Source organism: Frankia torreyi, from assembly GCF_000948395.1.
Classification (GTDB): Bacteria; Actinomycetota; Actinomycetes; order Frankiales; family Frankiaceae; genus Frankia; species Frankia torreyi.
Genome location: NZ_JYFN01000017.1, coordinates 101,163 through 119,812 on the forward strand (window position 1 = coordinate 101,163; position 18,650 = coordinate 119,812).

The window sequence follows — 18,650 nt, forward strand, 5'->3', positions numbered from 1 at the left end:
TTCCGCAACCCAAAAATTCCGCAACCCAAACGCGAAGCGCTCAGGGCAGGGGCAGGAGCGGCAAGCTCGGTGGCAGCGGGAGCCAGGGGGCGGGGCCGTCGGTGTGCGAGGCGCCCGGTGACGGCAGATCCTGCACAAGGTCCTCGGCCCCGTCCAGGACCGAGTCGGCCGCGTCTGTGAACGCGTCGACGGCTCTCCCGAAAAATCCGGGTTTCGGCGGTGGCGGCGGTGGCGGGGGAGGCGGGGGAGGTAGCTCGGGCATTTCGACCGGCGGCTGGCACTGGTCCAGTTGCTCGTTGGCGGTCTGCCTGACCTGGTCCGCGATCTGCCCGTCGAGGATGTCGGTGAGGGCCTCCTCCATCGGCTTCAGCCCCGCCTTCGCGCCGCCCATTGCGGCGGCCGCGGACTCGTGGATCAGGTTCTGCACCGGGTCGTCGAGCGGGCACTCGAAGTTCTCCACGACCTGCCGCAGCTTCACGGCCAGCCCGCTCGGCAGTCCTCCCGGCTTGCCGGCGGCGTCCGCCAGCTCGGCGAGCACGGCTCGGGCGCGCACGTCCCGTCCGAGTCCCTGGACCGCGGTGCCCGCCCGTCCCATGGCCGCGCCGAGCCGGTCCAGGGCGGCGTGCACCTGTCGGGCCACGGCCGGCGGCAGGTCGAAACCGTCGGCCAGGGTGGGTATCGTCGCGCCCATCCGGTGCGAGACCTCGGTGGCGGTGTCCAGGTCGTCGGCGACGCCGCGCATCGATCGTGGCTCGAGCCGGAGGTACTCGCTCATGCCCGTCCCCGGCGGTTCTGGTCCCGGACGGCATCCTCGTAGGCGTCCGAGCGGCGCTGCCACGCCGCCTGGTCGCTCGCGAGTTCGTCGGCCGCACGGCTCAGCAGGGTGGCGAGGTCCCACAGCGCGTCGCGGACGGGCAGGACCACGTCCTGCCACCGGCTGACGGCGTTGTTTATGTAGTTGGCGGACCGACCCGTCCACAGCTCCGACCCCACGACGGCATGCACTCTGCCCGCCGCGTGAACCTTGTCGCCGAGTGCCTGGGCATACGCTTCGCATATCGCCGCAAGAGCATCGCAGTCGCCCGGGGTGCCGGGCGGTTTCGGCCCAGGTGGAACAGTCAACCCAAACGGAAAACCCATGGTGCGACGTTAGGGCTGCTCGATGTGCGGCGTCGACGGTAAACCCTACCCAGCGAATGCCACCCAGGCCGGCACCGCTGCCCGACGGATGGAGACGCGGATGAGCATGGCCCCGGGGACGGGCACGGGCACGTGGACGGGCGCGGAGTCGCCCGCGCTGCACGTTGCCGATCGCCACGAGCTGATCCGCGTGCAGGGTGCGCGGGAGAACAATCTCAAGGACGTCAGCATCGAGATCCCGAAACGCCGGCTGACGGTGTTCACCGGCGTCTCCGGCTCGGGCAAGAGTTCGCTGGTGTTCGGCACGATCGCCGCGGAGTCGCAGCGGATGATCAACGAGACGTACAGCGCCTTCGTGCAGGGTTTCATGCCGACGCTGGCGCGTCCCGAGGTCGACGTGCTCGAGGGGCTGACGACCGCGATCATCGTCGACCAGCGGCGGATGGGCGGCGACGCCCGCTCCACGGTCGGCACCGTCACCGATGCGGGCGTGCTGCTGCGCATCCTGTTCAGCCGGCTCGGGCGGCCGCACATCGGCCCGCCGGGCGCGTACTCCTTCAACGTCCCCTCGGTCCGGGCGAGCGGTGCGATCACGGTCGAACGCGGTGCCGCCAAGGCGGTGAAGAAGACCTTCACCCGCACCGGTGGCATGTGTCCGCGCTGTGAGGGCCGGGGCGCGGTCACCGACTTCGACCTGACGCAGTTGTACGACGACAGCAGGTCGATCAACGAGGGTGCGCTCATCGTCCCCGGCTACAGCGTCGACGGCTGGTACGGGCGCATCTTCGGCGGCTGCGGCTTCTTCGACCCGGACAAGCCGATCCGCCGGTTCACCAAGCGGGAGCTGCACGACCTGCTGTACAAGGAGCCGACCAAGATCAAGGTCGACAACGTCAACCTGACCTACGAGGGCCTGATCCCGAAGATCCAGAAGTCGTTCCTGGCGAAGGACGTCGACGCGCTGCAGCCGCACGTCCGCGCGTTCGTGGAGCGGGCGGTGATCTTCACGACCTGCCCCGACTGCGGCGGCAGCCGGCTCAGCGAAGCCGCTCGATCATCGAAGATCAACGGGATCAGCATCGCCGACGCCTGCGCGATGCAGATCAGCGACCTCGCCGGGTGGGTGCGCGAGCTGGCCGAGCCGTCGGTGGCGCCGCTGCTCGCGGCGCTGCACCACACCCTCGACTCGTTCGTGGAGATCGGGCTTGGCTACCTCGCGCTCGACCGGCCGTCGGGCACGCTGTCGGGTGGCGAGGCGCAGCGTGTCACGATGATCCGCCACCTCGGCTCCTCGCTCACCGACGTCACCTACGTCTTCGACGAGCCCACCATCGGCCTGCACCCGCACGACATCGCGCGGATGAACGACCTGCTGCTGCGGCTGCGGGACAAGGGCAACACGGTGCTCGTCGTGGAGCACAAGCCGGAGACGATCGCGATCGCCGATCACGTCGTCGACCTCGGCCCCGGCGCCGGCACGGCGGGCGGCACCGTCTGCTTCGAGGGAACCGTCGCCGGGCTGCGGGCCAGCGGCACCCTCACCGGCCGCCATCTCGACTACCGGGCCGCCCTCAAGGAGACGGTGCGCACGCCCACCGGGCGGCTCGCGATCCGCGGCGCGACGGCGAACAACCTGCGCGACGTCGATGTCGACATCCCGCTCGGGGTGCTGGTCGTCGTCACCGGCGTCGCCGGCTCCGGCAAGAGCTCGCTCGTGCACGGGTCGCTGCCGGCCCTGTTCGGGTCGGCCGGCGCGGGCGGGGGGGCCGGGTCCACGCGGGGCGGCGACGGCGAGGCGGTCGTCGGGGCGGTCGTCGGTGCGCTGGTGTCGATCGACCAGACCGCGATCCGCGGCTCGCGCCGGAGCAACCCGGCGACGTACACCGGACTGCTCGACCCGATCCGCAAGGCGTTCGCGAAGGCCAACGGAGTGAAGCCGGCGCTGTTCAGCGCCAACTCCGAGGGCGCCTGCCCCACCTGCAACGGCGCCGGCGTCATCTACACCGATCTGGCGATGATGGCCGGCGTCGCCACCACCTGCGAGCAGTGCGAAGGGAAGCGGTTCGAGGCCTCGGTGCTGGACCACCACCTCGGCGGCCGCGACATCAGCGAGGTGCTCGCGATGTCGGTGACCGAGGCCGCGGAGTTCTTCGGCGCCGGCGAGGCGCGCACGCCGGCCGCGCACGCCGCCCTCGGCCGGCTCGCCGACGTCGGGCTCGGCTACCTCGGCCTCGGCCAGCCGCTCACCACGCTGTCCGGCGGCGAGCGGCAGCGGCTCAAGCTGGCCACCCACCTGGCCGCCAAGGGCGGTGTCTACGTCCTCGACGAGCCGACCGCCGGCCTGCACCTCGCCGACGTCGAGCACCTGCTCGGCCTGCTCGATCGGCTCGTCGACGCCGGCCGGTCGGTCATCGTCGTCGAGCACCACCAGGCGGTCATGGCCCACGCCGACTGGATCATCGACCTCGGCCCCGGCGCCGGCCACGACGGCGGCCGGATCGTCTTCGAGGGCACCCCCGCCGACCTCGTCGCCGCCCGCTCCACCCGCACCGGCGAGCACCTCGCGGCCTACGTCGGCGCCTGACCGGCGCCTGTCCGTCTCGGCTGTGAGTGAATTGGCATTTCCGCTGGTTAACGTCCGATCGGACCTGCGTGCGCCATATGACCGGTATGTCTGCGAGAATCGCGCCGCTGGGATGCTGAACGCAGGGAGGGCGGCGGGCGTTGGCGAGAAGGCTGGGAAGTTCCTACACCCTGGACAAGGTGATCGGTCGGGGTGCGATGGGCGAGGTGTGGCGGGGCCGCGACGAGAGCGGCGCGCCGCTCGCCTTCAAACTCCTGCTGCCGGAGCTCATGGTGGACCCGCAGATCGTCGCCCGGTTCATGCGGGAACGCTCGGTGCTCCTCCGGGTCGACTCACCCTTTGTCGTGCGGGTCCGGGATCTCGTCGCCGAGCGCGGGGACCTGGCCATCGTCATGGACTTCATCGAGGGTTCCGACCTGCGTCGTGAACTGATACGGCGCCGAACGGTCCCACCCTCGGAAGCCGTGGCGACGATTGTCGACATTCTGACAGGGCTCGATGCCGCACACGCGCTCGGCATCATTCATCGTGATCTCAAACCCGAGAACGTGCTGCTCGACCGGCATGACGGCGGGTATCGCCCGAAGATCTCGGACTTCGGGATCGCCAGGCTGACGGACGCGTCGACGCGGCTGACCATCGGGCAGGGCCTGCTCGGTACTCCGCTCTACATGGCACCCGAGATGATCGAGGAAGGCGTCGCCGGTCCGCCCGCGGACATCTATGCCGCGGGGCTCATGCTCTACGAGCTGCTGTGCGGGGTCACGCCGTTCACCGGGCGAGCGCCGCTGGCGATCCTGCGGGCGCACGTCGACCTCCTGCCCGGCCGCCCGCCGAACCTCAGCGACGAACTGTGGTCCGTCCTCGCCGCCATGCTCGCCAAGGACCCGGCGGCGCGGACCGGGGCCGATCAGTTACAGGCTCTCCTGCCGGACCTGCACGGGTTGCCCGCGAGCCCGCCACTGGCCACCCCGCCGCTGGCCACGCTGACGCCGGGTAGCCTGCCGCCGGCCACTCTGCCGCCTGGCACCGAGTCGCCTGGCACCGAGTCGCCTGGCACCGAGTCGCCTGGCACCGAGTCGCCTGCCGCCGAGTCGCCTGCCGCCGAGTCGCCCGCCACCTCGTCGCCTGACATCACGCCGCCCCCGTCGGTCGGCAACGGTGTGCCGGACGAGCAGGTGCCAGTGCCGCCGTCGGCATCCGCATCGCCCCCGCCGGGCGACGCCGATGCGAGCGGCTCCGGCCCCGACCGACCTGGGGATGCCACCGCCGGGCCGAGCGGGCGGCACCGACGTCGCCTCTTCGTCGTCGCCCTCGGCATCGTCGTGCTGATCGCGGCCACGGCTGCGGCCGTCGTGTCGACCACCGGCTCGTCGTCCGACCCGTCCAAGCGGCTCCTGACCCAGGCACGGGCCAGGGACCAGCAGGCGATGGCGGGGCAGCCCGCCGCCGCGGCCAGCCCGAGTCCCGGTGCCTCCGCTCGCGCCGACGGCGCCGGGCCACCGGCACCGACATCGATGCCGGCATCCGCGTCGACACCGGTACCGGCCTCCGGACTGGCACCGGCCTCCGGACTGGCACCGGGGTCCGCACCGGTACCGGCGTCCGGACTGGCGCCGGCGTCCGGGCTGGCGCCGGCGTCCGGGCTGGCGCCGGGGTCCGCGGCGGCACCGGCACAGGCGGCCGCCAGGCCCGCGGCGAACCCGACGGCCCTGCCCCCGCCGCGCGCGGCCGGTCCCGTCGCCGCGGCGCCGCCCGCGGCCGCCGCCGCCGCGCCCGCGCAGGGCGGCCTCGGCAGGACCTACGCCGACGTCGCGACCCATAGCTGCCTCGACAGCAATGAGCAGGGGCAGGTCTACACGATGGGCTGCAATCAGGGTAATTACCAGCATTGGGTGTACGCGGCCGGGAATGGTGGGGTGCGGCTGAGGAATTTCCAGACCAATAACTGCGTGGGCAGCAGGGTGAATCCCGCGCCGGACGGAACCAGATACCAGGGCACGGTGTACGCCGCCGGCTGCGACGGCGGGGCCGCGCAGCTCTGGACCATGTCCAGCGACAGTGCTGGAGTGACCTTCCGAAACGCCGCCACCGGTGAATGCCTGGACAGCAACGCCGATGGGCGCGTCTACACCCAGGGTTGCAACAATGGCGACTACCAGCGCTGGGGCTAGGGCGGCTGTGGTCCAGGCCCTCCAAGCTGTGCCGGTGGCGGCGGTGAACGGTTTGTCGAGGAATGCCGTGGCGCCGCCCTGACCGTGTTGTTCCGGTGGCCGGCGGCCGGGCCTGCGGCGGTTTACCCCAAGGACTCCCTGGGGCCAGCCATACCCTCGGGATGCCTGTCGGCACCAATGCCACGAGTTCGCCGGGCTGGTTCGCTGGTCCCATGACGCAGGCAGTCGCGCTCCGCGACGTCCGGAAGGTGTACGGCCGCAGGTCGGCGACGGTGGCGGGACTCGACGGGGTGACCCTCGACTTCGGCCGCGGGACCTTCACCGCGGTGATGGGGCCCTCCGGCTCGGGCAAGTCCACCCTGCTGCAGTGCGCCGCCGGGCTGGACCGGCCGACCACGGGCGAGGTCCTCATCGACGGCGAGCCGATCGGCGGCCTGGACGAGACCGCGTTGACCCTGCTGCGTCGCGACCGGATCGGCTTCGTGTTCCAGGCGTTCAACCTCGTGCCGTCGCTGAGCGCCGAGCTCAACGTCGGTTTGCCGCTGCGGCTGGCCGGCCGTCGGCCGCGCCGCAGTGAGGTCCGCGACGTGCTGGCCGCCGTCGGCCTGGGCGGTCACGCACATCACCGCCCGGCCGAGCTGTCCGGCGGCCAGCAGCAGCGGGTGGCCTTGGCGCGTGCCCTGGTCACCCGGCCCTCGGTGCTGTTCGCCGACGAACCGACCGGCGCGCTGGACTCGGCGACCGGCCGGGAGGTCCTGGCGTTGCTGCGCGGGATGGTCGACCGGGACGGCCAGACGATCATCATGGTGACCCACGACCCGATCGCCGCCTCCTGGGCTGACCGGGTGGTCTTCCTCGCCGACGGCCGGGTCGCCGGCGAGCTGAACGATCCCACCCCGCAGACGGTCTCCGCCCGGGTGAACGGGCTCGAGGCCACCGCGTGCGCGCCATGCTGAGCCTCGCGTGGCACACGGTTCGCGCCCGATTCAGCAGCCTGGTTGGTACGTTCGTCGCGCTGGGGCTTGGTGTCGCCCTGCTCGCCGCGATGGCGCTGACCCTCGTCAGCACGCTCGGCGGGCCCGGCACCGGCCCGAGGTGGTACGTCACCCCGGATGTGGTCGTGGCGGGCGCCACGACGGTGAGTGTCACCACCGGCTCCGGCGACGACCGGGAGACCGAGACGGTGCGAACGCAGCGCTCGCGCGGGTTGCCCGCCGATCTCGTCGACCGGCTGTCCGCGATGTTCTCCTCGGCAACGGCGGCGACTACGGCAACGGCGGCGACTACGGCAACGGCGGCGACTACGGCGACGGCGACGGCGGCGAGCCCGGTCCGCATGGTTGCGGATGCCGCGGCGTACGCGGTGGTGGCCGGTGCCCCGGGCGACACCGTCCACCCCTGGTCCGCCGCCGGGCTGCACAACTACACCTGGGTCGCGGGCGCGGCGCCGCGCACCGAGGGGGAGGTCGTGCTCAGCGGGCCTACCGCGCACCGTCCCGGTGATCAGGTCACCGTTCTGACGGCTCGGGGCGCCGAGACGTTCACCGTCAGCGGGGTGTTGCGAACCTCCGCACCGGCCGCGCTGTACATGGTCGACCGGGTCGTCACGGACCTTGCCGGCGGACGGATCGAGGCGGTCGCGCTGACCGCGGGCCCGGGCGAGTCGGTGCCGACGCTGGCCGACCAGGCTCGCGCAGCCGTCGGCGTCGGCGACGGCGACGCGGTACAGGTGCTGCGCGGCAACAGCCGAGCCCGCGCCGAGCCTGACCCGGACGCCGACCGGCGGGAAACCGCGATCGCCCTGCTGTCCGCGACCACCGGCCTGGCGGCCTTCGTCTCGATCTTCGTGGTGTCCGGGACGTTCACCTACGCGGTGGACGCTCGGCGTCGGGAGTTCGGGTTGCTGCGCGCCGCCGGCACGACGCCGCGCCAGGTCTTCCGGCTGGTGCTCGGTGAGGCGCTTGTCGTCGGGGTGCTCGCCGCGGCCGTCGGCGGCGCACTCGGCGCGATGCTCGCCCCCCGGTTCGCGCGATGGCTGGCCGGGACGGGGTTCACCCCGAGCGACTTCACCGCCCGGTTCGTCTTCTGGCCGGTCGCTGCGGCATTCGGGGTCGGGCTGGTCGTCGCGTTGCTCGGCGCCTGGCTGGCGGCGCGCCGCGCCGGGCGGGTGGCACCGATCGCCGCGCTGCGGGAAGCGGCCGTGGACCCCCGGCCGATGACCCTTGCGCGCGTCGTCGTCGGTCTCGCCGCCCTCGGCGGCTGCGTGCCGATGCTCGTGGCGATGTCAGCCGTCCATTCGTCAGACGCGATCGCCCTGGTCCTGCTGTCCGCGATGCTGCTGGTCGTGGCCTGCGCCATGTTCGCTCCGCTGGTCGTCCCGCCGGTGGTGCGGCTGCTCACCGCGCCGCTGGCCGCGTCGTCGGGTGGGGTGGTCCTGCTCGCCCGCCACAGCGCCGTCACCGCCGTCCGGCGAACCGCGGCCACGGCGGCGCCCGTCCTCGTGACCGTGGGCATCGCCAGCGCGACGCTCACCGGTTTCGGCACCCTCCAGGCCGCCACGCAGAGCGCCGCCCATGATCGGATCACGGCCGACGCCGTGGCCGTTCCCGGCGGCGGCGCCGGGCTCGCCGACCCGACGGTTGCCCGCCTTCGGGCCGTCCCCGGCGTCGCGGCCGCCATCCCGGTCACCGAGGACCCCGTCTACGTCAGCGCAGGAGGCGAACCCGAGGAGTGGACCGGTCGCTACGCAACCGGGGCGGATCTCGCCACCGTGCTCGACCTTCCCGTCGTCGACGGGAATTTGGCCGATCTCACCGGCACGGCGACGATCGCCGTTCCGGCCGGACGCTGGAAGCTGGGTGACACCGCCGAGATCTGGCTGGGCGATGCGACCCCGGTGCGGCTGCGCGTGGTCGCGGTGTTCGACCGCCAGCTCGATCTCGACGAGACCGTCCTGCTCCCGTGGGACCTGCGGCGCGGTCACGCAAGCCAGGTCGCCGACACCGTCTACCTGCGGTTCGCGGCCGACAGCGTTGTCACCGCGGGGGGCGCCACCGTAGGGGCCGCCCGCGCCGGGGCGGCGGCGATCGCCTCGGCTGGCGGCGCCACGGTGGTCGAAACCGACGACTACCTGTCGGCCGCCGGCGAGCAGGAGGCCCGTACCAACCGGCAGGGGGCGATCGCGATGCTCGGCATGGCGCTGGTCTACACCGGCATCGCGATCGCCAACACACTGGTCATGGCGACCAGAGACCGGGCGCGGGAGTTCGCGACCGTACGCCTGGCCGGTGCCACCCGCCGCCAGGTACTCGGCCTGGTCGGCATCGAGGCGGTCCTGGTCACCTGTGTCGGCGTTCTGCTCGCCGCTGTCGTCACCGCCGTCACCGCTGCGGGAGCCCGCCACGGTCTCGCCGACCTGGCGCCCTCCGTGCCGGTCGCCGTGCCGTGGCTGCCGCTGGGCGCCATCATCCTTGCCTGCCTGGCGACCGCCGTGCTGGCCAGCCTGGTTCCCGCCGCGCTGCTGCTGCGCCGCCCGCCCGCGGAGTTGGCCGGGGTCCGCGAATGACGCCCGATGACGCCCGATGACGCCCGCAGCCTCCGGCCGGTACTGAACCGTGAGTGAACCGTAGCTGGACCCCGGAGATGCAGGCTTGTAGTTGCAGGTTCACAAGTTGCACGGTCAATGAGTGGGGAGCCGACGCCGGAGGCCGGACAGCGACGGCAGCCACCAGAGCTGGCCGAGCACCCCAAGGGTGACTGGCTCGACACTCGGATGGGAAAGGTATGAAGGCGACATATGAGGCGCCGGCCCTCCAGGATCAGGGATCGTTCCGGAAGGCCACCGGCTTCATCGGCTTCTTCGGAGGCTGGGGCTGGGGTGGTTGGGGCGGCCACCGGCATCACTGGGGCCGCTGGGGCCACCGGGGCCACGGCGGTTGGGGTGGTTGGGGTGGTTGGGGCTGATAGCCCACCAGCCCACCAGCTCACCAGTCCGACATCATCAACCAGCAGGAACCGAGTGGCGACGAGCCGGCGAGCGGCCGTCGCCACTCGCCGTTTCCGGTCGCTGGGTCCGGCGGCGCCCTGGTCGACGTGGAAGCGATACCGGGCCCGCCGTCAACCGTTGATCTGTGCTTTGAGATCCCTGACGGGGAGTACCTGGGGTAGCTGCGGTGATTCCGTGTCCTGATGGCTGGCCTGGCCCGAGTCCTCGAGATAGAGCCCGGCCGCCACGCCGACGACTGCGTACTGGTTGGTGACGTCCTCGCCGTCGCGTGCGAACCTTTCCAGGAACAGGAGATAGGAGGATCCCGGCTTCAGGATGTCGTCCCCGCCGACGCCGCCGGTATCGGTCTGCCGTATTCGGATGGTGCTGGGCAACGTGCCGCGGATAACTTCCGTGACATGTACGTCGGTGATCGTGAATGGTATGCCGGAGATGACCGTGGTCTGGGTCCTGTCGGTCGCCTGAACTCGGACGATCGCGTCGGAGTCGGCTTTCAGCTCGGCGATGTTGTGGTAGCTCTTGACACGACTCGGCCCGGCAGGTGCGGTGGTGCTGCCACCCGCCGGCGAGGGAGAAGCCGAGGGTCCGGAACCCGAGCAGCCGACGATGCAGGCCAGGACAAGAAGAACGAGTGCACAGTGACGACCGGTCTGCCGGGGCATGCAAGCTCCATCGTGCTCAGGCGAGAAAACGGCGGCTGCCAGGGTACTTCCAAACCAAAAGTTACGCTGTTCTTTGCGGAAAGTTCTTCCAAGTCGGAAAACGCGCCGTCCCGCCGGCTCTAGGTTCACGGCATGAAGAAGCGCAGAATCTCGGCCGTCCTCGGCGCGGCCCTCCTCTGTTCCCTGGTCGGCATAGCGCCGAGCGCGTCGGCGGCGGGTCCCGGTGCGACCGCCCCCGTGCACGGAGTCACCCCCGTGCGTCCGTTGCACATTCTGCTCACCAACGACGATGGATGGCGGGGCACCGGAGGCTCCGACACCCCACTGATCGTCGCTCTGCGCGACGCCCTCAAGGCCGCCGGTCATGACGTCGTCGTCGTGGCACCCGGCACCGACCAGAGCGGCCNGGGCGGTCGTATCTCCGCACCCCCGCTGCAGCTTACGGTCGCCAAGCCCGAGCCATCGGTGTGGACGGTCACCCCGGGATCACCCTCGGACAGCGTGTTCTTCGCCTTCGACCAGGTCTTCACGAACGCCAAGCCCGACCTGGTCGTCTCCGGGATCAACCCCGGCAACAACCTCGGTCAGGCGGTCAACCACTCGGGCACCGTCAACGCGGCCGCGACCGCGCTCGAGTTCGGAGTGCCCGCGATCGCGGTCAGCCTGCAGACCTCGAGCACCTGGCGGGAGGGAACGGTCGTCGCCGCGAAGAGCTCGGCCGCCTACGTGGCGGATCTCGTCGCGCGGCTGGAAGGCCGGTCGCAGCACGGCGCGCTGATGCCCCCGGGAGTCGGTCTCAACGTCAACTACCCGCTCCTGGCCGGCCCCGTCGACCCCGCCACCGGCAAACCCGGTTCGGTGCTGCCCCCCAGAGGGGTCCGGCCCACCACGCTGGATACCGGCGTGGCCCTCGACCTTGGCTACACGCCGACCAGCGGGCAGGCGGGACAGCCGGGTACCTACACGATCGGGCTCACCCCGAACGACCAGGCGGCTCCCGCGGGTACCGACACCCGTGCCGTCCAGGACGGATACGTCAGCCTCACCCCACTGGAGGCGGACCGGGACGTGGACGGCTCCACCGAGAGCTGGCTCCACCGCATGCTCTGACGGTCGACATTCTCTCGGGCTTCGTGAACTCCCTCGTGCCCGGCGAACGTGCCAGATGTGCGACGACATCCGGGGCCGGTCCTGGGCAGAGGGGAGATGCGCGATGATCCGAGCGCTCCTTGTCACATGGTGACCACTCTGACCCGGATGGGTCTCGAGGGGCCTTCGGCCGAGGGCGCGGCCCGGGCTACCGCACTGGTCGCGGAGGCGGTGGCCTACGCCCGAGGCCTTGCTGACCTGAAGGAGGCGGGCTACCAGGCGGCGGCGGACCTCGACCGGCGGCTGACGGGTCGAGCCGCCCTCACGCTGGCGCTGGACACGCCGCGCGCGGCGCGACTGCTCGCAGAGTCGGAGGTGGTGCGCCGCACCCTCGCCACCGGCGCAGCGTCCGCCGCCGAGCAGTCCGCCGCGGACCGGGTGCGTGCGGCCTGTCACACGCTCGGGTTCGACCCGACGGCGCGCGACGCGCCAGGCCGGCTCGTCGGGGACCTGACCGTGGAACAGGTCGTCGCCGCGGCCGCGGCCGTCGGTCGGATGTCGCGGCTGGCCGACTCGCTCACCGACCGGGCCGCCCGGGTGGCGGCGAGGCGCTGGTCGGCCGCGCTGGCTGCCGGACCGTCCGTGGAGCGGGAATTCACGGCCATTCGCCGGCGACTCGACAGCGTGCTGACGCCGTCGGGACCGGGCGGTCCCGAGACGGACCCGTCCCGCCTCGCCGCACGCCTGCTGTCGGAGTCGGAGCTCGTCCACTGGCCGGTGCTCGCGGCGCGGCTCGCTCGCATCGGCGAGGCCAGCGGCCACGCGCGGATCGCCGCGATGGTGCGTACCGCGAAGGCCCGGCTGACCGACCAGCAGGCAGAGCGCCGCCGGCAGGCGAGCGTGCGTGGCGGCGTCGACCTGGCCGGTCGGATGGGCCGGGCGGCGAACCGCCGCCCGGCGGCCTGGCCGCTCGAGGCTCCCCGCGGCGAGACGCTGTCCTGGCTGCGCCGTCTGATCTGCGCGCCGCTGCACACCCCCGACGCGGAACGGGTGCTGGCCGCAAGGCTGGGCGCGGACCTGTTCGACCTGCGCAGACCACCCCCGGAGCCGGCCTTCCTCGCCGGCGTCGACATCGGGAACCTGCGGCCCGAGCATGTCGCGCCGTTCCTGCGCCGCATCAGCATGACCCGCCCCGTTCCGAGCGCCGAGGAGTTGTCGGAGGAATCCCTCGAGGCCGACCGCGGCGCTGTCAGCTGGGCGCGGCGCTCGGCGGACGAGCGGCGCTGGGGGCAGGCGGCCGACACCGGGGTGCCGCTGCTGCCGGAGGTGGTCGGAATACCGCATGTGGTGCACGGAATCTGGTTGGGCCAGCCGATGCCCGCGCGGACGGCCTTCCGCGACAACTACGGCGCGGCGGCCCGCCGATACGCGGGCCAGGTCACCGTGGTGCTGTGGACGGATATCCCGCGTGCGCAGTGTGCGGCCGTCCTGGCCGAGCCCGCCCCCCCGGTCGGCGCGGACGACCCGCTCCGGTACGTCCGCACCCTGGCGACCTGGGCCCGTGACAACGACGTGGCGCTGGTCAACGTCGACGAGGTCTTCCACGCCGACCATCCGCTGTACCTGCGTCCGCAGTACGTCCTGGAAATGGCGAAGCAGCGTCCCCGCGGCTACACGAGCGCGACCGATCATCTGCGGGTGGAACTCGTCCACACCTTCGGGGGTCTCTACATCGACGGTGACATCCGGTTCGACGCCGGATCACCGGAAGGCGGGCACCCCGGCTCGGTCCCCGAGCTGCTCGCGGCCGTCGCCGCCTCCACCTGTGGCTTCACCCTGAACATCCTGTCGATCGACATCGGCATCAGCAACGACCTGATCGTCGGATCCGCCCGCCATCCGGCGCTGCGCCTGTGGATGGAATGTGCCAGGCTCAACTACTTCCCTCTGCAGCGGGAGATTGTCGGCGGACTCGAGATGATGGCGCGGCCCTACGTCGGAGCCTCCCACCAGGGGCTGCGCCACCTCGCCCCGCACCGCACGGGACGGGTCCACCACGTCCCCCTCGAGCTGCTGGGCATCACCCGCGACGACCTCACCCCCACCGGGGGAGCCGTCATCACCACCAACGAGATCACCTGGGTGCCCCGCGGGCGGGAACGAGTCGAGTTCGACGTGACCGGCGCCGATCCCGCCGATCCGGCCACCCGGGACGAGGTGCTGACGCGGACGATGGGGCTCGTGACGTTCCTGCTCTGGCAGCTCGTAGCCAGGGAGGGCAACCTGTATCTGTCGGCGGTGGAGCCCGTCGTCCTCGCCCTGCCGGACCCGGACGCGGTCTGGATCGCCCTGCTGGGCTTCCTCGCCGCTGCCAACGCCGCGCGCGTGCTCGTCACGTCGGTCACCGACCACCGCCGCGGTGAGGACGGCACCCTCGAATACGTCCGGCTACCCCGCGAGGCGGAGGCGTTCCTGGATCGGGAGGCCAGTCCGCCGTCCTGGTTCGGCAGCGAGCTGGCCGAAGGCGACCGGCCGGTGTGGCTCCTCGACGAGGCCGTCACCCCCGTCGCCCTGCGCACGCCGTCGGCGGCAGCCGCGGTGCTCGCCGGCCGGGCATGATCCGGACCGTTCGGGAGCTTCCTTGCCCTCAAGGCAGGCCGAAAACTGATGCGACGCGGGGGGATTGTCTGAGCAAGACTGTTCAGTCGTGCTGCTGACCATCGCCACGACGCACCCGCCGGCCCGCGACCTCGGGTTTCTGCTGCACAAGCATCCGGACCGGGTGCACTCGTTCACCGAGCCGATGGGCACGGCGCACGTGTTCTACCCGGAGACGACCGGCGACAGGTGCACCGTCGCCCTCCTGCTCGAGGTGGATCCGGTCAGACTCGTGCGCGGACGCGCCGGGCCGGCGGGGGAGGGGTTCGCGCTCACCCAGTACGTCAACGACCGGCCGTACGCCGCGTCGAGCATGCTCGCAATGGCGCTCAAGGACGTCTTCCGCACGGCTATGACCGGCCGGTGCGACGCGCGACCGGAGCTCGCCGCCACGGCCATCCCGCTGGAGATCCACGTGCCGGCGGTCGCCTCCCGAGCGGGCTCGGACCTGCCGCGTCGCCTGTTCGAGCCGCTCGGCTGGCAGGTGGCGGTGGCGACCGGCCCGCTCGATCCCGACGTTCCCGAGTGGGGCGAGTCGCCCTACCTCGACGTCCGGCTGCGCGGGACGGTCCGGCTCGCCGAGGCGCTCAACCACCTGTACGTCCTGTTGCCGGTCCTGGACGACGCGAAGCACTACCGGGTCGGCGGTGACGAGGTCGACAAGCTGCTACGGGCCGGTGCCGACTGGCTGCCGAGCCATCCGGAGTCCGAGCTCATCGCCCGCCGTTATCTGTCCCATCGCCGCGAGCTGACCCGTTCGGCACTGGCCCGCCTCGCCGAGGTGGACGACACCGAGCCCGAGCAGCTCGACGACGCCCTCGCCGGCGCCGTCGACCTGGACCCGCCGGACCGTCCGCTCTCCCTGGCCGAGCAGCGCCGCGGCGCGGTGCTGGCCGTGCTGCGGTCGCATGCCGCCCGCCGGGTCGGCGACCTCGGCTGCGGCGAGGGTCTGCTGGCCCGGGACCTGCTCGCGGAGGGGACCATCGAGCACGTCGTCGCCGCGGACGCGTCCGCGCGGGCGCTGCGCATCGCGGGGAGTCGGCTGGGGGTGGAACGGATGAGCGACTCCCAGCGGGCCCGCCTCACCCTGATCCAGTCCTCGCTGACCTACCGGGACGAGCGGTTGACCGGACTGGACGCGGCGGTGCTGATGGAGGTCGTGGAGCACGTCGACCCGTCGCGGCTCGGCGCCCTGGAGGCGACCGTCTTCGGGTACGCCGCCCCTGCCCTGGTGCTCGTCACCACCCCGAACGTGGAGCACAACGTCCGCTTCGCCACGCTGCCCGCGGGGGCGATGCGCCACCGGGACCACCGCTTCGAGTGGTCCCGGGCGCAGTTGCGCGCCTGGGCCGGGCGGGTGGCCGCCGAGCACGGCTACACCGTCCGTCACCTGCCGATCGGCCCGGACGACCCGGAGGTCGGGCCGCCGACGCAGTTGGCCGTCTTCAGCCGGGCGGTGGCCGCATGACGCCCGACCGCACCGAGCCGTCGCCGTCGCCGTCGCCGTTGCCGTTGCCGTTGCCGTCGCCGCGTCAGCTCGCCGTTCCCGCGCTCAGCCTGGTCGTGCTGGTCGGGGCGAGCGGCTCAGGGAAGTCCACGTTCGCGCGGACGCACTTCCGGGCCACCGAGGTGATCTCGTCCGACTTCTGCCGCGGACTGGTCGCCGATGATGAGAACGACCAGTCCGCGACGCCGGAGGCGTTCGAGCTGCTGCGCTACATCGCCGGCAAGCGCCTGGCGGCCGGTCGGCTGACGGTGATCGACGCCACCAATGTCCAGCCGGACGCGCGCCGCCCGCTGGTCACCCTTGCCCGCGAGCACGACGTGCTGCCGGTCGCGATCGTCCTCGACGTGCCCGAGGGGGTGTGCGCGGCACGCAACGCCAGCCGCGCGGATCGCGACTTCGGCCCGCACGTCGTGCGCCGCCAGCGCGACCAGCTCCGGCGCGGGCTGCGGGGGCTGTCGCGCGAGGGGTTCCGCACCGTCCACCTGCTGCGCGGCGAAGGCGAGATCGCGGACGTCGGCATCACCCGGACACCGCTGTTCAACGACCTGCGGCACGAGACCGGCCCGTTCGACGTCATCGGTGACATCCACGGCTGCCGCGCGGAGCTGGAGGCGCTGCTGGACCGACTCGGCTACACGCTGGGTCGGGACGAGGCGGGCCGAGCGGTCGGCGCCGCGCACCGCGACGGCCGTCGAGTGATCTTCGTGGGTGATCTCGTCGACCGCGGCCCGGACACCCCGGGGGTGCTGCGGCTGGTGATGGGGATGGTCGCCGCCGGCGCGGCGTTCTGCGTGCCGGGCAACCACGAGAACAAGCTGCTGCGGGCGCTGCGCGGTCGGGACGTGCGCATCGGCCACGGCCTGGCCGAGTCGCTCGCGCAGCTCGCGACGGAGCCGGCGCCGTTCCGGGCGCAGGTCGAACGCTTCCTCGACGGGCTGATCTCCCACTACGTGCTCGACGGCGGCGGGCTGGTCGTCGCGCACGCCGGCCTGCCCGAGCGCTACCACGGCCGCGCCTCCGGGCGGGTCCGCGAGCTCTGCCTGTACGGGGAGACGACCGGGGAGAGCGACGAGTACGGCCTGCCGGTGCGCCACCCGTGGGCGCAGGAGTATCGGGGAAAGGCGACGGTGCTCTACGGCCACACGCCCGTACCGACCCCGGAGTGGGTGAACAACACCCTCTGCGTCGACACCGGGTGCGTCTTCGGCGGGAGCCTGTCGGCCCTGCGCTATCCGGAACGTGAGCTCGTCGCGGTGCCGGCGGCCGAGGTCTACTGGGCACCGGCGCGGCCGTTCCCGGCCAACCCCGAGGCCGCGGACGCCGCCGAGTGGCCCGCGGCGGGATCCGTCGCGGTGGGCCGCCGGGATCCCGAGGTCCTGGACCTCACCGACGTGCTGGGCACCCGGGTCGTCGAGACGCGCCACCAGAAGCGGATCAGCGTGCGGGAGGGGAACGCGGCCGCCGCCCTGGAGGTGATGAGCCGGTTCGCGATCGACCCGCGGTGGCTGCTCCACCTGCCGCCGACGATGAGCCCGGTGGCCACCTCCACCGTCGCGGACCTGCTCGAACACCCCGACCAGGCCTTCGAGGCCTACCGCGACGCCGGCGTCGCCGCGGTGGTCTGCGAGGAGAAGCACATGGGCTCGCGGGCGGTCGCGCTGGTGTGCCGGTCGCTCGACGCGGCGCGGGGCCGCTTCGGCGCGCCCGACGACCGGGCCGGCGCGGTGTGGACCCGCACCGGGCGGCCGTTCTTCCCCGGCGAGCTCACCGCGGAGCTCGTCGACCGGCTGCGCGCCGCCGCCGAGGCGGCCGGGCTGTTCGACGAGCTCGACACCTCCTGGCTGCTGCTCGACGCCGAACTGCTGCCCTGGAGCGCCAAGGCCGGGCAGCTCCTGCGCGAGCAGTACGCCGCGGTCGGCGCGGCGGCGCGGGCGTCCCTGCCGGTCGCGGTGGACCTGCTCGAGCAGGCGGCTCGGGGCGGTCGGGAGGTGGGCGACCTGCTGATCCGAACCCGATCCCGGGCGGCGAACGCGGCCGCCTTCGGCGCCGCCTACCGGCGCTACCAGTGGCCCACCGACGGCCTGCGCGGGGTTCGGATCGCCCCCTTCCAGGTGCTGGCGAGCGAGGGCGCGGCCCACCACGGGCGGCCGCACGCCTGGCACCTCGACCTCGCCGACCGGCTGGTGGCCGCCGATCCCGACCTGGTCGCGCCGACCCGGCGGATCTTCGTCGACACCACCGAGCCGGAGTCGGTCGCGGCGGCGACCGCGTGGTGGACCGAGCTGACCGCGGCGGGCGGGGAGGGGATGGTCGTCAAGCCCGCGGCCAACCTGACCGTCGGCCGCCGCGGCATCGTCCAGCCGGGGCTGAAGGTGCGCGGCCGGGAGTACCTGCGGATCATCTACGGCCCGGACTACACCGAGCCCGCCAACCTGGAACGCCTGCGGGAACGCGGCCTTGGGCACAAGCGCTCGCTGGCGCAGCGTGAATACGCCCTCGGGCTGGAGGCGCTCGACCGTCTCGCGCTCGGCGAACCGCTCTGGCGGGTGCACGAATGCGTCTTCGCCGTGCTCGCCCTGGAATCCGAGCCGGTCGACCCGCGGCTGTGAGCCCAGCCTGCTGATCAGCATTGGTCTTCGGGTCGGCTGCCGCGGTGGGGCTCGGGATTGAGGAGGGCGTGGATCGAGTCGATGAGGCTGAGTCGGCCGCCGTCGGGGGTGTGGATGGCGGTGGGGGTGTCGGGCAGGGTCGTGGTCAGGTGGACGGTCAGGGTGTGTTCGGGGGCCATCAGCCCGGGGGCCTGCCGGTCGAGGAACCCGTCGGCCAACGC

At 72.4% G+C, this 18,650-nt stretch carries 13 protein-coding genes and 1 pseudogene; 10 read left to right on the forward strand and 4 right to left on the reverse strand.

From position 1 onward, the window contains the following. Positions 1 to 40 precede the first annotated feature (40 nt). Together FF36_RS12925 and FF36_RS12930 are read right to left on the reverse strand one after the other, a co-directional pair. Positions 41 to 775 carry a hypothetical protein gene (locus FF36_RS12925; RefSeq protein ID WP_044885292.1) on the reverse strand — a complete coding sequence of 245 codons (735 nt, stop codon included), beginning with the start codon at positions 773 to 775 and terminating at the stop codon, positions 41 to 43. Next, a complete protein-coding gene (locus FF36_RS12930; RefSeq protein ID WP_044885293.1) occupies positions 772 to 1,005 on the reverse strand; it encodes a hypothetical protein in 234 nt (77 codons plus the stop codon). Before FF36_RS12930 ends, FF36_RS12925 begins: the two co-directional genes overlap by 4 nt. Before the next feature lie 235 nt (positions 1,006 to 1,240). Here FF36_RS12930 and FF36_RS12935 point away from each other — a divergent pair, with 235 nt between their 5' ends. The 5 genes from FF36_RS12935 to FF36_RS32740 all read left to right on the forward strand — a co-directional run bounded on the left by FF36_RS12935 (position 1,241) and on the right by FF36_RS32740 (position 9,861). After that, positions 1,241 to 3,724 carry an ATP-binding cassette domain-containing protein gene (locus FF36_RS12935; RefSeq protein ID WP_044885294.1) on the forward strand — a complete coding sequence of 828 codons (2,484 nt, stop codon included), beginning with the start codon at positions 1,241 to 1,243 and terminating at the stop codon, positions 3,722 to 3,724. Positions 3,725 to 3,864: 140 nt separating this feature from the next. After that, on the forward strand, positions 3,865 to 5,898 hold the full coding sequence (locus FF36_RS12940) for a serine/threonine-protein kinase (protein WP_044885295.1): 2,034 nt from the start codon (positions 3,865 to 3,867) through the stop codon (positions 5,896 to 5,898). 212 nt (positions 5,899 to 6,110) lie between these two features. After that, positions 6,111 to 6,854 (forward strand): ABC transporter ATP-binding protein, encoded by a 744-nt coding sequence (locus FF36_RS12945; RefSeq protein ID WP_082121884.1) that lies wholly within the window; start codon positions 6,111 to 6,113, stop codon positions 6,852 to 6,854. Then, entirely contained in the window at positions 6,848 to 9,463 is a 2,616-nt protein-coding gene (locus tag FF36_RS12950; RefSeq protein ID WP_044885322.1) for an ABC transporter permease, read from the forward strand. Before FF36_RS12945 ends, FF36_RS12950 begins: the two co-directional genes overlap by 7 nt. A gap of 218 nt (positions 9,464 to 9,681) precedes the next feature. Then, positions 9,682 to 9,861, forward strand: coding sequence for a keywimysin-related RiPP (locus FF36_RS32740; protein WP_082121885.1), 180 nt, complete (start codon positions 9,682 to 9,684; stop codon positions 9,859 to 9,861). Between the two features lie 153 nt (positions 9,862 to 10,014). Here FF36_RS32740 and FF36_RS12955 read toward each other — a convergent pair whose 3' ends face one another. Beyond that, positions 10,015 to 10,566 carry a hypothetical protein gene (locus FF36_RS12955; RefSeq protein WP_044885297.1) on the reverse strand — a complete coding sequence of 184 codons (552 nt, stop codon included), beginning with the start codon at positions 10,564 to 10,566 and terminating at the stop codon, positions 10,015 to 10,017. A gap of 132 nt (positions 10,567 to 10,698) precedes the next feature. Here FF36_RS12955 and FF36_RS37840 point away from each other — a divergent pair. From FF36_RS37840 to FF36_RS12975, 5 genes and pseudogenes are all read left to right on the forward strand, one after another. Further along, positions 10,699 to 10,972: 5'/3'-nucleotidase SurE (locus tag FF36_RS37840; RefSeq protein WP_242422470.1), on the forward strand; the 274-nt coding region annotated here is incomplete at its 3' end. 1 nt (position 10,973) lies between these two features. Next, positions 10,974 to 11,676 (forward strand): annotated as a pseudogene (gene surE, locus FF36_RS12960) (5'/3'-nucleotidase SurE); the annotation flags it as partial. Positions 11,677 to 11,802: 126 nt separating this feature from the next. Continuing rightward, positions 11,803 to 14,274 (forward strand): hypothetical protein, encoded by a 2,472-nt coding sequence (locus FF36_RS34895; RefSeq protein ID WP_044885299.1) that lies wholly within the window; start codon positions 11,803 to 11,805, stop codon positions 14,272 to 14,274. An 88-nt stretch (positions 14,275 to 14,362) separates the two neighbouring features. After that, on the forward strand, positions 14,363 to 15,781 hold the full coding sequence (locus tag FF36_RS12970) for a 3' terminal RNA ribose 2'-O-methyltransferase Hen1 (protein ID WP_044885300.1): 1,419 nt from the start codon (positions 14,363 to 14,365) through the stop codon (positions 15,779 to 15,781). Beyond that, the gene (locus FF36_RS12975; protein ID WP_044885301.1) at positions 15,778 to 18,429 is read left to right on the forward strand and encodes a polynucleotide kinase-phosphatase; all 2,652 of its coding nucleotides are present in this window, start codon (positions 15,778 to 15,780) and stop codon (positions 18,427 to 18,429) included. Before FF36_RS12970 ends, FF36_RS12975 begins: the two co-directional genes overlap by 4 nt. Positions 18,430 to 18,443: 14 nt before the next feature. Here FF36_RS12975 and FF36_RS12980 read toward each other — a convergent pair. Beyond that, on the reverse strand, positions 18,444 to 18,650 hold a 207-nt coding region (locus tag FF36_RS12980; RefSeq protein WP_131669474.1), incomplete at its 5' end, for a hypothetical protein.

Coding starts and splice junctions, on each gene's coding strand:
- FF36_RS12945 (WP_082121884.1), top strand. CDS start 6,111: ATGACGCAGGCAGTCGCGCTCCGCGACGTCCGGAAGGTGTACGGCCGC.
- FF36_RS34895 (WP_044885299.1), top strand. CDS start 11,803: ATGGTGACCACTCTGACCCGGATGGGTCTCGAGGGGCCTTCGGCCGAG.
- FF36_RS12925 (WP_044885292.1), bottom strand. CDS start 775: ATGAGCGAGTACCTCCGGCTCGAGCCACGATCGATGCGCGGCGTCGCC.
- FF36_RS12955 (WP_044885297.1), bottom strand. CDS start 10,566: ATGCCCCGGCAGACCGGTCGTCACTGTGCACTCGTTCTTCTTGTCCTG.
- FF36_RS12950 (WP_044885322.1), top strand. CDS start 6,848: ATGCTGAGCCTCGCGTGGCACACGGTTCGCGCCCGATTCAGCAGCCTG.
- FF36_RS12975 (WP_044885301.1), top strand. CDS start 15,778: ATGACGCCCGACCGCACCGAGCCGTCGCCGTCGCCGTCGCCGTTGCCG.
- FF36_RS32740 (WP_082121885.1), top strand. CDS start 9,682: ATGAAGGCGACATATGAGGCGCCGGCCCTCCAGGATCAGGGATCGTTC.
- FF36_RS12935 (WP_044885294.1), top strand. CDS start 1,241: ATGAGCATGGCCCCGGGGACGGGCACGGGCACGTGGACGGGCGCGGAG.